Here is a 15,233-nt window from a genome sequence, read left to right as displayed (position 1 = left end):
ATTAGCGGGGTAGCGGACATACTTACCGCGATTTGTGAGTCCACTCCCTAGATCAGCGCCATGCCTGACAGCACCATGCTTGCGCCAGCCAGAAGCATGATCCCGTCCATGACCAGGCGGAACGTCTCGACGCTCAGCTTCAGTACGTAGCGCTTGGCGATGAATGCGCCGACCATCAGCGAGGCGCCGGCGATCAGGCCTTTCACAAGCACGTCGAGATCGAGCGCGCCAAACCGCTGGAAGGTGACAGACTTGCTGAGATACAGGCCGAGCGAACTCGCGGCTTCGGTGGCGAGGAAGGCGCCCTTGGCGAGGCCGTAAAACAGAAACAGCGGCACGCTGAGTGGGCCGCTGGAGACGACGATGCCGGTCAGATAGCCAATGATCGCGCCGCCAAGCGCGAGTTGCCACAGGGTGATGGTGAAGGAGCGCCGCGCCAGCCAGTGGCGCAGCGGCACCATGGCAATGAAGAACAGTCCGATGGTGAGATCGACCACATGCGACGGCAGCACCAGCAGCGTGCGTGCGCCCAGGGCTGCAGCTGGAATGCCGGTGAGCGAATAGGCGGCGGTGGCGCGCCAGTCGACCTCGCGCCACCAGGCGAGGATGCGCGACAGGTTGGCCATCACGGCGGCGACCGCCATGATCGGCACGGCTTCCTTCGGCCCGAATTGCCAGACCAGCACCGGCATCAGCATGATCGACGAGCCGGTGCCGACGATCCCGGAAATGGTGCCGGCGATAAGGCCGACCGTGCAGACGAAGATGAAGTTCAAGGCGCGACTCTCCAAGCGCGGGACGTTACAAGAGCGCTCCAGTCGTGTAGGTGCAACCGATCCGATGGGAGACGGCGATGCCAGTCACAAGAATAGTCGCCGGAGAATGGGCGCGGGGCCGTGAGATCGAGGTCATCGAGGCCGTGCAGTCGGCGATGCTGGCGGCGCTCCAAATTCCCGACTGGGACCGCGACGTGACGGTGGACACCTATAGCGAAACGCAGCGCATCGTGCCGACCGGGCGCTCGCAGCGTTTTACGCGGGTCGAGATCACGATGTTTGCCGGCCGCTCCATCGAGGCCAAGCGAAGCCTCTATAAGACGATCGTGCAGAACCTTGGGGCGCTCGGCGTTCCGGAACTCGAGATCAAGATCGTCCTGAACGAACAGCCTTTGGAGAACTGGGGCGTGCGCGGCGGCCTGCCGGCCTCCGAGATCGAACTCAGCTTCAAGGTCGACGTCTAGGACGCGGCGGCGGGCTCTGCGGCGGCGGTGCCGTCGTCGCCCTTGTAGACCCGCAGGTAGCGTCGGCCGAGGCTGGTCAGCACCTCATAGGCGATGGTGCCGTAGTGATGCGCGAGTTCGTCGACGGTGATGCCGTCGCCGATCAGCGTCGCCAGATGGCCGCGGCGGGCGGCGTTGTGGGGCAGGTCGGTGATATCCACCGCAAGCAGGTCCATGGAGATGCGGCCGGCGATTGGGCAGCGCTGGCCGGCGATAATCACCTCGGCGCCGCGGGTGCCGTCGCTGCTGCCGGCCGCGCGGAAGTAACCATCGGCATAGCCGGCCGCGATGATTGCAAGTCTGGTCGGACGCCGCGCCACCCAGGTGGCGCCATAGCCGACGCTGTCGCCGCGTTCGACGCTGCGGGTCTGCAGGATGCGCACCTTGAGATCGACCACAGGTGCCATCGGATTGTCGGCTTCCGGCGTCGGATTGACGCCGTAGAGCGCTGCGCCCGGACGCATCAGATCGAACTGATAGGCCGCGCCGAGATAGATGCCTGACGAATTCGCGAGGGATGCAGGCACGCCGGAGAACAGCGAGGACGCCTCGCGGAAACTGGAATATTGCCGGGCGTTCATCGGATTATGCAGTTGTTCGGCGCAGGCGAGATGGCTCATCACCAGCGTGAAGCCGTGATCGCCCGAGCCGAGGCGCGGGATCAGGCCCTGGACGTCAACCAGGCCGAGGCCGAGCCGGTTCATGCCGGTGTCGATATGCACCGCCGCGCCGCCCTTCCAGCCTGTGCGGCGGCAGAACATGTCCCATTCGGCGAGTTCGTTGAGATCGCCGATCACCGGCTGCACATTGATGGCGGCCAGCGCATCGCCGGAATTCGGCGGGAAACCGTTCAGCAGATAGATCGCCGCATCCCGTGCAGCGGCGCGCGCGGCACGGGCTTCGTCGAAGGTCGCGACAAAGAAGGTCTTGCAGCCCGCCTTCGCCAGCGCGCGCACCACGGGGGTGATGCCGCAGCCATAGGCGTCTGCTTTCACCGCCGCGCCGCATTCGGCGGGCACGCCATGCTTTTCGAGCTTGCGCCAATTGGCGACGATGGCGTCGAGATCGATGGTCAGGCTGCCGCTGGCGTCTGCGGGCAACTCCATGTCGGCGGGAGTTGTTGGTTTTGGGTCGGAGACGCTGTTCATCGAAATGTCCTGGCACAGGGATCGTGTGATGGGGTCACACGATCGAATTTTGCGCCGCACAATATGCGCGCGTCAGAGACGGTTCAACCGCACGCACGTCACTCCTGCGGGGCGCGGAACTGGGCGCCACCGGCGAGATCGCTGAAGCGGGTGAACTGGCCTTCGAACTGCAGGTCGACGGTGCCTGTGGGGCCGTGACGCTGCTTGGCGATGATGACTTCGGCCTTGCCGTGCGCAAGATCCATCTCGAGCTGCCATTTCTCGTGTTCGGGAGTGCCGAGTCGCGGCTCCTTGGCCTGCAGATAGTATTCCTCGCGATACACGAAGACCACCACGTCGGCGTCCTGCTCGATCGATCCGGATTCACGCAAGTCGGACAGCTGCGGATGCTTGTCTTCACGATTTTCGACCTGACGCGAGAGCTGCGACAGCGCGACTACCGGGCAGTTCAATTCCTTCGCCAGCGCCTTGAGGCTGGTGGTGATCTCGGTGACTTCCTGCACGCGGTTGTCGGAGCGCTTGCCCGAGCCCTGCAGCAGCTGGATGTAGTCCACCATGATGACGTCGAGGCCCTTTTGCCGCTTCAGGCGGCGGGCGCGGGCGGTGAGCTGCGAGATCGACAGGCCGCCGGTTTCGTCGACGTAAAGCGGCAGGTTCTGCAGCTTGATGGTGTAGTCGCGGATCTTGTCGAATTCGGCTTGGGTGATGCCGCCGCGGCGGATCGCGCTGGAGGAAATCTCGGTCTGCTCTGCTAGAATACGCGTGGCGAGCTGTTCGGCCGACATTTCGCACGAGAAGAAGCCGACGACGCCGCCATTGATGGTCTTCATGCTGCCGTCGGGCTGCACTTCGGACTGATAGGCGGCGGCGATGTTGTAGGCGATGTTGGTGGCGAGCGAGGTCTTGCCCATGCCGGGACGTCCGGCGAGCACGATCAAGTCGGAGCGTTGCAATCCGCCCATGCGGGCGTCGAGGTCGCGCAATCCGCTGGAGATGCCCGAAAGCTTGCCGTCGCGCTGATAGGCGTTGGCCGCCATGTCGAGCGCGGTGGTCATCGCCTGGGAGAAGCGCTGGAAGCCGCCGTCATAGCGGCCGGCTTCGGCCAGCTCATACAGCCGGCGCTCGGCATCCTCGATCTGGGCGCGGGGAGCGAAGTCCACCGGCGCGTCATAGGCGACGTTGACCATGTCCTCGCCGACATTGATCAGCTGGCGGCGGATCGCCAGTTCATAGATCGTGCGGCCGTAATCCTGCGCATTGATGATGGTGGTGGCTTCGGCGGCGAGGCGGGCGAGATATTGGCCCACGGTCATGCCGCCGAGATCCGTGTCGGTCGGCAGGAAGGTCTTCAGCGTCACGGGTGTGGCGATCTTGCCGGCGCGCACGATGGCAGCGGCCGTTTCGAAGATCGTCTGGTGGATCGGCTCGAAGAAATGCTCGGCCTTGAGGAAGTCCGAGACCCGGTAGAAGGCGTCGTTATTGACCAGGATCGCGCCCAGCACGCCCTGTTCCGCCTCGATATTGTGCGGCGCCGACCGATAGGCCGGGGTGCCCGCCTCGGGGGTGAGCTTGAGAACGTTCGAATCGAATGCGGCCATGGTCTCTATTGGGTCTTCCGAATTGGGCGGATGAACGGCGTGGTCACGCGGGCGTCGGCGACTAAGCGCCTGACGGTCTCCGAGTGGAAGGACGAAGCGGCCTTATGCACGATTCACACATCAAGGCGGGGGAATTCCGGCCGGTGGCGCGCATTGCGCTTGACGCTTCCACCGCAGCAAGGGGAGGGATCTGAATCATTGCTTAAGGAACCCGGAAAAATTGCGCCCCGCGCCTGAACCGGATGGCGATCTCTCGCACTTATAAGAGAGCCAGCGGCTGGCAGGCACGGCAATGCCGGAACCCCGCGGGGAGCCGGGCGTTGGCTTCAAAACGAATAAGAGGCGAAGGATAGATCCATGAGCCAGCGTCACCAGCATCCCGATGCCGGAACTCAGGCTGCCGGAACCGACGGTTCTGCGTGGTTGTCCACGCTGATCGACACGTTCGAGCGCACCGCGCAGCTTGAAAATGTCCCATGCGATACGAAAGCGCTCTCCGCCGCCAAAGCGCGCCTCCAGCGCCCCGCCATTCTGCGGCCACGGCCTGTCTTGCGCCGCCGGCATGCGACGCTCCTATTCCAGCACTAAACCAGCCTATTCGCCGGCAATCTGCAGACGCGGTTGCTGGCTACGTTCCCTGGCTCGAAGCCGAGCTTCCTCCTGCCCGATATAATCGCGCGTGAACGGCACAACGTCCTGACGTTTGGTGAGCTGGATCTGGAAGTTCATCACGTTCTGCATACGGAACGACATTTCCGACGCCGCCAGATAGAACTCCCACATCCGCGCAAAGCGCTCGTCATAGAGCCGCACGGCTTCCTCGCGTCGTGCCATGAAGCGCTCGCGCCATGCCTTGAGCGTCTCGGCATAATGCAGCCGCAGGATTTCGATGTCCGAGACCAGTAACCCGGCCCGTTCGATCGCCGGGAGAACTTCCGACAAAGCGGGGATGTAGCCGCCGGGGAAAATGTACTTGGCGACCCATGGATTGGTGATACCGGGTCCCTCAGGGCGGCCGATGGAGTGCAGCACCATGACGCCGTACTCGGTCAGGAGTTCTGCGCACCGCTTGAAGTAGGTGTCGTAATGGTCGACGCCGACATGTTCGAACATGCCGACGGAGACGATGCGGTGGAATGGACCGGGGATGTCGCGATAGTCCTCGAGCAGGAATTTTGCGCGGTCTTTGAGGTTTTTCTCGCCGGCCCGGGCATTGGCGACCTGCAGCTGTTCGGTGGACAGCGTAACGCCGGTGACATTGGCACCGGTCATCTCTGCCAGATAGAGCCCAAGCCCGCCCCAGCCGGAGCCGATGTCGAGTACGCGTTGGCCTTTTTCGATGAGCATCTTGGCCGCGAGGTGGCGCTTCTTGGCGAGTTGGGCGTCGTCCAGGGTCGCGTCCGGTCCTTCGAAATAGGCACAGCTATATTGCTTGTCGGCATCCAGAAACAATGAGTAGAGTCGGGCGTCCAGATCGTAGTGATGGGCAACGTTGTTGCGGGAGCGCGTGCGGGGATTGAACTGCTGGGCGTGGCGCAGGACGTAGCGGAGCCACCATTGCAGCTTGGCCCAGCGGGGCGCCATGTCGGGCTGGTTCAGGGCGATGGCGAGCAGGTCGGCAATGGTGCCACGCTCCATAACGAGGAGCCCGTCCATGAATATCTCGCCGAGTGCCAGTTCGGGATCGAGAAGTAGTCGGCGTTGGGCGGCTTTGGTGACGAAGCGGGCAGAGACGGGAGGCCCGGAGCCATCACCGAAGGTAAACTGTTGGCCGGAGGCCGTGGTGAAGGTTATTGCCCCTCGGCGAATGTACTGACTCAGGAAGAATCGCAACAGACGGTCCATCGAAATCACCCCAATGATCCGATCACGCGCAAACTGAAGCAACAGCGTAACTTCCCGCCGTGCACGAGATCAACTGTCTCCCTAGCTCTTGTGTAGAAGATAGTAGCGGTGCACCGCCTGTGCCAATGCGCACGCTGCAATGCCGCTATCCCGATTGTTCCGATCACATCGTTGCGATATGTCGATGCTTCCATTCACGTCACAATCGGATACAAGGTGATCCGCGTGATTAAGCTAGCCACATCAGGAGATTGAAATGTTGAGCCGAGCGCTCAGTTTAGCGACGGTGATGCTCCTGATTAGCTTCGCGGCAGTCCCGGCACAGGCCCAAAACCTCGAAGCCGGAAAGTCACCCTCCCAGATTTTCGCGGGCGGCTGTGCCGTCTGCCATAAAAGTCCGCGCGGGCTGCTGAAGACGGTGGCACCCGGTCAGTTGCCGGCCTTCCTGCGCCAGCACTACACCACAAGTACAGATATGGCGGCGTCCATGGCCGCTTATGTCGTGTCCAACGGGGCGGCCGACCGCCGTCCTGCCGGGGATAACCTGACGCGTCAGGGCCGTGAACTCACGACCGAGCAGAAGCCGGCCCCGGCCGATGCCAAGCCCGGTGCTGCGCCGCCGTCCGAGGCTCCGCCGCCGGGACGCCGGCTACGTCCGCAGGAGGCCGCCAAGCCCGATGCCGATGTTGCACCAGCTCAGGCCGAGCCCGGCACGCGCCAGGGCCGCAATGCCCGGCGACAGGCGCGCCCGGCGACAGACAATCCCGAAGCGAAGCCCGATGCGGCCAAGCCCGTAGACGCACAGTCGCCGGCTGCCGCCGAAGCAGAGCGTCCCGCGCAGAAGCAAAAGCTCGGTAAGAAGGGGCGCCGTCATCAGGAAGAGCCGCCGAAGGCCGAACCTGTGAAGGACGAGCCCAAGGTCGAACCCAAGACTGAGCCGAAGGCTGAACCCAAGTCTGAGCCACGGCCTGAGCCGGCCAAGACCGAGCCTGCGAAGCCCGCTGAAGAGAGCAAGCCTGAGGCGAAGCCCGAAGCCAAGCCTGAGACGCCGGCACTTCGTCCAGATCCCGTTCCGTCGGTCACGCCGGCTCCGAAGGCGCCTGAAGGGGAAAGCCGTCCGGCGCCGGCAGCCCCTGCGTCTCCGCCCGCAGCAACGCCGGCCCCGGCACCTGTGGCTCCAACGCCTCCGCCAGCCGCAGCTCCGCCGCCAGCGGTCGCGCCTCCCGCAACTCCGCCAGTGCCCGCGCCGACTCCTGTGGCCCCGGCTCCAGCTGCGCCTTCGCCGGCACCGGCCGCGCCGCCACCACCGCCTCCGGCGTCGGCTGCACCACCGGCGCCTCCGGCCTCGTCAGGCTCGCCGGTGCCGCCGATCTCGCAGTAGTAGATCAGCCGTTTGAGTGACGATACAAAAAAGCCCGGCCAATCTGGCCGGGCTTTTCTCGTTTGAGCAGAAGCTCCGAGGTCCGTGACTTAGCCGTTGTCTTCTTCGGCGTTGCCCTGTGCGTCCGGATCGAAGAACTCGCCGGCGGCGGCGAGTGCTTCGGCGGCTGCGTCCTGATCTTCCTGACGGCTCGAGATGTCTTCGCCGCGGTTGATGCGCTCGGCTTCGTCGGCCGAACGGGCAACGGTGACGCTGACGCTGACTTCGACTTCCGGATGCACGGCGATCGAGATCTTGTGCTGGCCGATGGTCTTGATCGGCGCGTCGAGCAGCACCTGGCTGCGGGCGAAGGTGACGCCGTCAGCCTCGAAGGTGGCGATGATGTCGCGCACCGACACCGAACCGAACAGCTGACCGGTTTCCGACGCCTGACGGATGATGACGACGTTGCGGCCGTCGATCTTCTCGGCAACCGTGGTGGCTTCCGCCTTGGCCTTGATGTTGTTGGCTTCGAGGTCAGCCTTCATGCCGTCGTACTTGGCGCGGTTGTCGGCGGTGGCGCGCAGCGCCTTGCCACGCTTCAGTAGAAAGTTGCGGCCGTAGCCGTCCTTGACGCGGACGACTTCGCCCATCTGGCCGAGCTTAGCAACGCGTTCGAGCAAAATGACTTCCATGATCGTTCTCCTTTAAGTGGTGAGCAGGTGTTGAGTTGAGGTGAGTTGGTCAGGCCACCGTCGAAGAAGGCGGCTTGCGTGCGAGAAAACGTTGGCGAAATCCGAAGAAGGCATCGGCGAGGCCGAGGCCAACCATGGTGAGGATGGGCCAGCCGAGGACGAGCACCATGGCGTAGGTCAGGCCCAGCACCATCACGCGGCTTTTCATGCCCATGGTCAGCGTATGCAGCGCGGCGAAGCCGGTGAGGGCATAGGCCATCATCAGCGCCGAGGTGACGATCTGCGAAAAGATGCCGACGATGCCGCCCATGAAGGACAGCGCGATGGCCAGACACAGCGCGACCATCGTCATCGGCGGCAGTGCTGCGGATTTCAGCTCAGGCCACGGCCGATTCAGTCGGCCCGATGTCACGATGATGCGGCCGGCGAGCCAGAGATTGAGCGTCAGTGTCATGATCGCGACGATGGCGGCGGCAGCCGGCGCGATCGTCACCAGCGCATTGATGACCTGTTCGGAGTCGCCAGCGCCGCCGCGCGATCCCAGGATGCGGGTCAGAGCGCGGCGCAGCGCCGAGACGATAGTGTCGCCATCGGTGCCGAGGGTCAGCAGCGCGCCCATGGTCGTGAATGCGGCGAAACCCGCGGTCCACAGTAACATGCGGCCGACCGGATACCATTCGACCACGGGGGGGGTCGCGGCTGCGCCATTCACGCCCGGCACTTCTGCAGCAACAGGGCGGCCGAGCAATGCGAGATGGCCAAGCCACCAGGCGGGCAGGGCCACAGTGAAGACGAAGGCGGCGAGATAGGGCATGCCGAACAACAGGCCGAGCGAGGTGCCGGCTGCGATGCCGCCGATGGCAGCAGTCACCGGACCCCACCCGAGAGCGGCCACCATCAAGGGCAGCGGCGCGAGATAGAACAGCAAAAGGGAAATCAACGCGCCCGAAATGATCGAGGCGAACATCAGCGCTGAGGCAGCGCCGGCGGCAAACGCGATGAGAAGACTTGCGATCATCAGCTGTCCCGCCCCCTTTGAGCGGTTAGAGGCACTTGCCCCAACCATCGGCGACCGGACGACCCGGAAGCCTTATGAGAAATAAAAGCGACCGGCGGCACGAGGCCGCCGGTCGAAAACCGCCTTAGCGGATAACGTAGGGCAGCAGACCGAGGAAACGCGAGCGCTTGATGGCGCGAGCGAGTTCCCGCTGCTTCTTGGCGGAGACGGCCGTGATGCGGCTCGGCACGATCTTGCCGCGCTCAGAGACGTAACGCATCAGCAGCTTGGAATCCTTGTAGTCGATCTTCGGCGCGTTCGGACCTGTGAACGGGCAGGTCTTGCGACGGCGGAAAAACGGACGACGTGCACCAGCTTCAGCCATTATTCTTACTCCTCAACCGATGCTGCTTCGTCGTCACGCGGACGACGCGGACCACGATCACCACGGAAGCCACCGCCGTCACGGTCGCCACGGAAACCGCCGCCTTCGCGGTCGCCACGGAAGCCACCACCACGGTCGTCGCGTTCACGATCACGATCAGCCTTGCGCATCATGGCGCTCGGGCCTTCCTCGTGCTCTTCGACGCGGACGGTCAGATAACGGATGACGTCTTCGCTGATACGCTCCTGGCGCTCAATCTCGGTGACCGCCGCGGATGGGGCATCGAGGTTCATCAGCACGAAGTGCGCCTTGCGATTCTTGTTCATGCGATAGGTCAGGGAGCGCACGCCCCAGTTTTCCATCTTCACGACCTTGCCGCCGAGACCTTCGACGATGCCGGTCATCTGGGTGGTGAGGTCTTCGACCTGCTGCGCGCTCGCATCCTGACGTGCGAGAAATACATGCTCATAAAGAGGCATGGCTGTCCTTTCCAAGGTTAGCGCGTTTCCCGGCGGCAAGCCCTTCGAACCCTTATGGAAAGGACTCGATATTGCTCAGAAGGCGGGAGCACGGGACGACGGACCAACTGGCCCTATCGCAACAAACCTGTGTGTGATTTTGCTGTGACCGTCCGTTCAGCTCCCGGCCGGGATCTGCGGATCGGGGCCTTATACGGATTTTCCCAGTAATGGCAAGCGAAACGGGGGCCAAATGAGCGGATTCCGGGAGCGGGCGGGAACCCGGATCGTGGTGCATCCTGGGCGCTGCGGCTTGACATTCCCCGTCGTGCCAGTGTCTTACGGCGCACGTTTGAACGAGTTTAAGCCAAAAAACATGACGGGGCGTCAATGACCGCAGCATTTACCTTTCCGGGGCAGGGGTCCCAGGCGGTCGGCATGGGCAAGGCGCTTGCGGATGCATTTCCCGCCGCCAGGGCCGTGTTCGACGAGGTCGATTCGGCTCTCAGCGAGAAGCTGACCGGCATTATCTGGGACGGCCCGGCCGAAACCCTGCAATTGACCGAAAACGCCCAGCCGGCGCTGATGGCGGTGTCGCTGGCGACCATGCGAGTGCTCGAGGCCGAGGCCGGCATCTCGCTGGCCCGGGACGCCGCTTTCGTGGCCGGCCACTCGCTCGGCGAATATTCGGCGCTGGCAGCGGCCGGAAGCCTCTCAGTCACGGATGCGGCCCGCCTGCTGCGGACCCGTGGTCTGGCCATGCAGAAGGCCGTGCCGGTGGGTGTCGGCGCCATGGCGGCGTTGCTCGGCCTCGATTACGAGACCGCCGTGGCCGTGGCTGAAGAAGCTGCACAGGGCGAAGTGTGCCACGCCGCCAACGACAATGGCGGCGGTCAGGTGGTGGTGTCCGGCAACAAGGCTGCGGTCGAACGCGCGCTGGAGATCGCCAAGACGAAGGGCGCCAAGCGTGCGATGTTGCTGCCGGTGTCGGCGCCGTTCCATTGCGGCCTGATGCAGCCCGCCGCCGACGTGATGGCGGAGGCGCTGGCCAAGGTCACGATCAACAAGCCGGTGGTGCCGCTGGTGTCCAACGTGCTGGCCGCGCCGATCTTGGATCCCGATGAAATCCGCCACCGCCTGGTCGAGCAGGTCACCGGCACCGTGCGCTGGCGCGAATGCGTATCCTATATGGCAGGCCAGGGCGTGACGCGTTTCCTTGAGGTCGGTTCCGGCAAGGTGCTGAGCGGGCTCGTCAAACGCATTGCCGAAGGCGCCGTCGGCGTCGCCATCGGTGGACCCAATGACATTGCCGCCGCCAAGGATGCGCTCGCAGCAGCGCGTTCGGCGTAAGCGGCCAGAGGAGAAGACAAGATGTTCGATTTGACAGGCAAGACGGCGCTCGTGACCGGCGCGACTGGTGGCATCGGCGAAGCCATCGCCACGGCTTTGCATGCGCAGGGCGCGACGGTGGCACTGTCCGGAACGCGCAAGGCGGTTCTCGAAACGCTGGCTGCGAAGCTCGGCGATCGCACGCATGTGCTGCCGTGCAATCTTTCCGACGCCGCTGAGGTCGAAGAGTTGGTGCCGTCAGCCGAGAAAGCCATGGGCCAGCTCGATATCCTCGTCAGCAATGCCGGCATCACCCGCGATAATCTGTTCGTGCAGTTGAAGGACGAAGACTGGGATGACGTGATCAACGTCAATCTGACCGCGACCTTCCGCCTCGCACGCGCCGCGACCAAGTTGATGATGCGCAAGCGCTTCGGCCGCATCATTGCCATCACCTCGGTGGTCGGCGTCACCGGAAATCCCGGGCAGGGGAATTACACCGCGGCGAAAGCCGGTCTGATCGGCATGATGAAGACACTGGGTGCGGAATACGCCAAGCGCAACGTGACGGCCAATTGCATTGCACCCGGTTTCATCGCAACGCCGATGACCGATGTGCTCAATGACAAGCAGCGCGAAACGATTCTGACCAAGGTGCCGGCAGGGCGTCTCGGCTCGCCGGAAGATATTGCGGCAGCAGCGGTCTATCTGAGCTCAAATGAGGCGGCTTACGTCACCGGACAGACGATTCATGTCAATGGCGGCATGGCGATGATCTAAGCGTCGGGGAACCCCAACGTCGTGATTTAATTGAGGTTTGGACAGTCGCCGGGCTATGTGGCCAAGCCAAATGAAGTATGGTAACCGAACCTCCAACGGTGGGGCAAAGAAGGCCATTGCAGGAATTTGAAACCCTGTATATTGGCGGGGACGAGCCTGCCGTTTTCGCGAGGCTCCGTCCGGGACGACGGGGTCAATCCAGAGACGCGCAACTGCGCAAGGTTTAACGAGTTAAACGCTCCACGATGGCTCGTATCGTCTGCGGACGGGCCCAATGTAACAAGCACGAGGTTGATATGAGCGAGATTGGCGAGCGAGTGAAGAAGATCGTGGTTGAACACCTTGGTGTTGAACCCGAGAAGGTGGTCGATGCCGCGAGCTTCATCGATGATCTCGGCGCTGACAGCCTCGACACGGTCGAGCTCGTGATGGCGTTCGAAGAAGAGTTCGGCTGCGAAATTCCGGACGATGCCGCCGAGACGATTCTGACCGTCGGCGACGCAACCAAGTTTCTCGAGAAGAACGCAAAGAGCTGACACCTTCGCGCGACACATTTTGAAGCCGGCCGGATCGCGTTTGTGCGATCCACCGGCTTCTTGCTGTGACGCGTAGGCATTGCTCAAAGGCATTGGCTCAAGGATGGGCCATGGAGGTACGACAATGAGGCGGGTGGTCGTCACAGGCCTTGGCATGGTGTCGCCACTTGGCTGCGGCGTCGAGCCGACCTGGAAGCGCATCCTCAACGGTGAGAGCGGCGCAAAGCGGATCGATACATTCGATGTATCCGATCTCACCAGCCAGATCGCCTGTGTGATTCCACGCGGCGACGGCACGGGCGGTACCTTCAATCCCGACCACTGGATGGAGCCGAAAGACCAGCGCAAGGTCGACGACTTCATCATCTATGCGATGTGCGCCGCCAAGCAGGCGCTCGACGATGCCAACTGGCACCCCGACAATGAAGACGATCGCTGCGCCACCGGCGTGATGATCGGCTCCGGCATCGGCGGTCTGTCCGGCATTGCCGATACCGCATTGCTTCTGAAAGAGCGCGGCCCGCGCAAAGTGTCGCCGTTCTTCATCCCCGGTCGCCTGATCAATCTCGCTTCGGGATATGTCTCGATCGAGCACGGCCTTAAAGGCCCCAATCACTCCGTCGTCACCGCATGTTCGACCGGCGCACATGCGATCGGCGATGCCGGCCGTCTGATCGCGCTCGGCGATGCCGATGTCATGGTCGCCGGCGGTACCGAGTCGCCAATCAGCCGTTTGGCGATGGCCGGCTTCGCGGCAGCACGCGCGCTGTCGACCAATTTCAACGAAGCGCCGGAGAAAGCGTCGCGGCCCTACGATAGGGATCGCGATGGTTTCGTCATGGGCGAGGGTGCCGGCGTCGTCGTGCTCGAAGAGTACGAGCACGCCAAAGCGCGCGGCGCACGCATCTATGCCGAGATCATCGGCTACGGTATGTCGGGCGATGCCTATCACATCACCTCACCGACGCCCGATGGCGATGGTGCGTTCCGCAGCATGAACGCTGCGATGAAGCGCGCCGGCATTGCCGCGGCCGACATCGACTACATCAATGCGCACGGCACCTCGACGCCACTCGGCGACGAGATCGAACTCGGCGCGGTTCAGCGCCTGCTCGGCAATGCCGCGTCAAAAGTGTCGATGTCATCGACGAAGTCGTCGATCGGCCACCTGCTCGGTGCGGCTGGTGCGGTCGAGGCCATCTTCTGTGTGCTCGCGATTCGGGATAACATCGCGCCGCCGACGATCAATCTCGACAATCCGTCGGTGGAAACTGCGATCGATCTCGTCGCATTGACCCCGCGCAAGCGCGAGATCAACATTGCCTTGTCGAATTCATTCGGTTTCGGCGGTACTAATGCGTCCGTGATCCTACAGCGCGTGGCTGGTTAGAGAACCTCCACCGTTTCGCCGTATTCCGCGCTAATTCCTACACTGGGCGTATGTTATTGATGGGGATCGTGTTTGTCCCCGTCACGATTGAACCGACAGGATCAGGTACTATCGATGAGTGAGAGGCCGCCCATTTCGCCGAGGAGTCCGCGTGCCGCGCTGGAGCCGGAGCAGGTTCCGCCGCCGCCGAAGCGTTCCGATCATGCGCGTAATCCGCTCGTGGTTGCCGGTAATGCCATCATCACCATCATTATCGTCGCCATGCTCGGTGCAGGTGGCGCCTATGTCTATGGTCGCCAGGCGCTGGAAGCGCCGGGGCCGCTGCAGGAAGAAAAGGTCGTCAATATCCCCGCGCGTGCGGGCAAAGGCGACATCGCCGAAGCGTTGCTGCGCGAAGGCGTGATCTCAGCCAATCGCTGGGTTTTCATCGGCGCCGTGTTTGCGTTGAAGGCCAGCTCGGAACTGAAGCCCGGCGAATATCTGTTCCAGAAGAACGCCAATCTGCGCGATGTCATCGGCACCATTGTCGAAGGCAAGGTCGTGCAACACTCCATCACGATTCCCGAGGGCCTGACCTCCGAGCAGATCGTCGCGCGTTTGACCGATAACGACATCTTCACCGGCTCGATCCGTGAAATGCCACGCGAAGGCACGTTGTTGCCCGAGACATACAAATTCCCCCGTGGCACGCCGCGCGACCAGGTGATCCAGCGCATGCAGCAATTGCAGAAGCGCGTGCTGGCCGAAGTCTGGGAACGCCGTAACGCCGACATTCCGGCGAAGACGCCTGAACAACTGGTGACGCTCGCCTCGATCGTCGAGAAGGAAACCGGCCGCGCCGATGAGCGCAGCCGGGTGGCCGCCGTGTTCGCCAACCGCTTGCGCCAGAAGATGAAGCTGCAGTCGGATCCGACGATCATCTATGGCATCGTCGGCGGCAAGGGCACATTGGGCCGTCCGATCAAGCGCAGCGAGATCCAGCAGCCGTCGCCCTACAATACCTATGTGGTCGAAGGCCTACCGCCGGGCCCGATCGCCAATCCGGGCCGTGCGTCGCTTGAGGCGACTGCCAATCCGGCACGCACCCGCGACCTGTTCTTCGTTGCCGACGGCACCGGCGGTCACGCCTTTACCGAAACCTACGACGCACACCAGAAGAACGTCAGCAAGCTGCGCGCGCTCGAGAAGGCCGTCCAGAACGACGCTGTCGAGCCGCCGGAAGAGGCTACTGCTGCGCCTACCGGAGCGGCGACGGATCCTGCCGCCGCGACGGGTACAAGTCCGGTCAGGCCCGCCGCACCGGCCAAACAGCGTGCCCGTACGGCTCCTGCGCCAGCCGCGCCGGCCCGTCAGGGCGCTGCGCAGTCGACGGGTACACCGCCGGTTGTCCAGCAATAGGCCGTACCACCAAGCCTGCGCTGGCTTCTGCTTCG

At 63.3% G+C, this 15,233-nt stretch carries 16 protein-coding genes; 7 read left to right on the top strand and 9 right to left on the bottom strand.

The window, feature by feature from the left end:
* Positions 1-47: 47 nt before the first annotated feature.
* Positions 48-776, bottom strand: coding sequence for a sulfite exporter TauE/SafE family protein (locus AB8B02_RS12560; protein ID WP_439064065.1), 729 nt, complete (start codon positions 774-776; stop codon positions 48-50).
* Positions 777-853: 77 nt separating this feature from the next.
* Between AB8B02_RS12560 and AB8B02_RS12555 the strand changes: the two genes are divergently transcribed.
* Positions 854-1,240: a tautomerase family protein gene (locus tag AB8B02_RS12555; protein ID WP_439064064.1), complete on the top strand. Its 387-nt coding sequence runs from the start codon at positions 854-856 to the stop codon at positions 1,238-1,240.
* Here the strand turns inward: AB8B02_RS12555 and alr are convergent.
* The 4 genes from alr to AB8B02_RS12535 all read right to left on the bottom strand — a co-directional run bounded on the left by alr (position 1,237) and on the right by AB8B02_RS12535 (position 5,870).
* Positions 1,237-2,427 (bottom strand): alanine racemase, encoded by a 1,191-nt coding sequence (gene alr, locus AB8B02_RS12550; protein WP_439064063.1) that lies wholly within the window; start codon positions 2,425-2,427, stop codon positions 1,237-1,239. The genes AB8B02_RS12555 and alr overlap by 4 nt on opposite strands.
* Positions 2,428-2,525: 98 nt before the next feature.
* Positions 2,526-4,025 (bottom strand): replicative DNA helicase, encoded by a 1,500-nt coding sequence (locus AB8B02_RS12545; RefSeq protein WP_068731048.1) that lies wholly within the window; start codon positions 4,023-4,025, stop codon positions 2,526-2,528.
* 195 nt (positions 4,026-4,220) lie between these two features.
* Complete coding sequence (locus AB8B02_RS12540) at positions 4,221-4,589, bottom strand: hypothetical protein (RefSeq protein ID WP_439064062.1); 369 nt, start codon at positions 4,587-4,589, stop codon at positions 4,221-4,223.
* 30 nt (positions 4,590-4,619) lie between these two features.
* Positions 4,620-5,870 carry an SAM-dependent methyltransferase gene (locus AB8B02_RS12535; RefSeq protein WP_120292321.1) on the bottom strand — a complete coding sequence of 417 codons (1,251 nt, stop codon included), beginning with the start codon at positions 5,868-5,870 and terminating at the stop codon, positions 4,620-4,622.
* Between the two features lie 256 nt (positions 5,871-6,126).
* Here AB8B02_RS12535 and AB8B02_RS12530 point away from each other — a divergent pair, with 256 nt between their 5' ends.
* Positions 6,127-7,251, top strand: a complete 1,125-nt coding sequence (locus AB8B02_RS12530) for a hypothetical protein (RefSeq protein ID WP_120292323.1) — start codon at positions 6,127-6,129, stop codon at positions 7,249-7,251.
* Positions 7,252-7,340: 89 nt separating this feature from the next.
* On the opposite strand, the gene rplI is transcribed toward AB8B02_RS12530, so the two are convergent.
* The 4 genes from rplI to rpsF form a co-directional block, all read right to left on the bottom strand.
* Positions 7,341-7,925 carry a 50S ribosomal protein L9 gene (rplI, locus tag AB8B02_RS12525; protein WP_089263933.1) on the bottom strand — a complete coding sequence of 195 codons (585 nt, stop codon included), beginning with the start codon at positions 7,923-7,925 and terminating at the stop codon, positions 7,341-7,343.
* 49 nt (positions 7,926-7,974) lie between these two features.
* Positions 7,975-8,943 carry a hypothetical protein gene (locus AB8B02_RS12520; RefSeq protein ID WP_175366147.1) on the bottom strand — a complete coding sequence of 323 codons (969 nt, stop codon included), beginning with the start codon at positions 8,941-8,943 and terminating at the stop codon, positions 7,975-7,977.
* A 124-nt stretch (positions 8,944-9,067) separates the two neighbouring features.
* Complete coding sequence (gene rpsR, locus AB8B02_RS12515; RefSeq protein WP_002711478.1) at positions 9,068-9,307, bottom strand: 30S ribosomal protein S18; 240 nt, start codon at positions 9,305-9,307, stop codon at positions 9,068-9,070.
* A gap of 5 nt (positions 9,308-9,312) precedes the next feature.
* The gene (gene rpsF / locus AB8B02_RS12510) at positions 9,313-9,786 is read right to left on the bottom strand and encodes a 30S ribosomal protein S6 (RefSeq protein ID WP_439064061.1); all 474 of its coding nucleotides are present in this window, start codon (positions 9,784-9,786) and stop codon (positions 9,313-9,315) included.
* A 369-nt stretch (positions 9,787-10,155) separates the two neighbouring features.
* Here rpsF and fabD point away from each other — a divergent pair, with 369 nt between their 5' ends.
* From fabD to mltG, 5 genes are all read left to right on the top strand, one after another.
* The gene (gene fabD, locus AB8B02_RS12505) at positions 10,156-11,115 is read left to right on the top strand and encodes an ACP S-malonyltransferase (RefSeq protein ID WP_439064060.1); all 960 of its coding nucleotides are present in this window, start codon (positions 10,156-10,158) and stop codon (positions 11,113-11,115) included.
* Between the two features lie 21 nt (positions 11,116-11,136).
* Positions 11,137-11,874 (top strand): 3-oxoacyl-[acyl-carrier-protein] reductase, encoded by a 738-nt coding sequence (fabG, locus tag AB8B02_RS12500; RefSeq protein ID WP_309945593.1) that lies wholly within the window; start codon positions 11,137-11,139, stop codon positions 11,872-11,874.
* 296 nt (positions 11,875-12,170) lie between these two features.
* Positions 12,171-12,410: an acyl carrier protein gene (locus tag AB8B02_RS12495; RefSeq protein ID WP_006020277.1), complete on the top strand. Its 240-nt coding sequence runs from the start codon at positions 12,171-12,173 to the stop codon at positions 12,408-12,410.
* Positions 12,411-12,534: 124 nt separating this feature from the next.
* Positions 12,535-13,800, top strand: a complete 1,266-nt coding sequence (gene fabF / locus AB8B02_RS12490) for a beta-ketoacyl-ACP synthase II (protein ID WP_309945642.1) — start codon at positions 12,535-12,537, stop codon at positions 13,798-13,800.
* 114 nt (positions 13,801-13,914) lie between these two features.
* Entirely contained in the window at positions 13,915-15,198 is a 1,284-nt protein-coding gene (gene mltG / locus AB8B02_RS12485) for an endolytic transglycosylase MltG (RefSeq protein WP_175366145.1), read from the top strand.
* Positions 15,199-15,233 lie beyond the last annotated feature (35 nt).

This window comes from Tardiphaga sp. 862_B3_N4_1 (genome assembly GCF_051811085.1).
GTDB lineage: Bacteria > Pseudomonadota > Alphaproteobacteria > Rhizobiales > Xanthobacteraceae > Tardiphaga > Tardiphaga robiniae.
The sequence above is the reverse complement of the archived record's forward strand: the minus strand, read 5'-3'. Positions and strand labels throughout refer to the sequence as shown.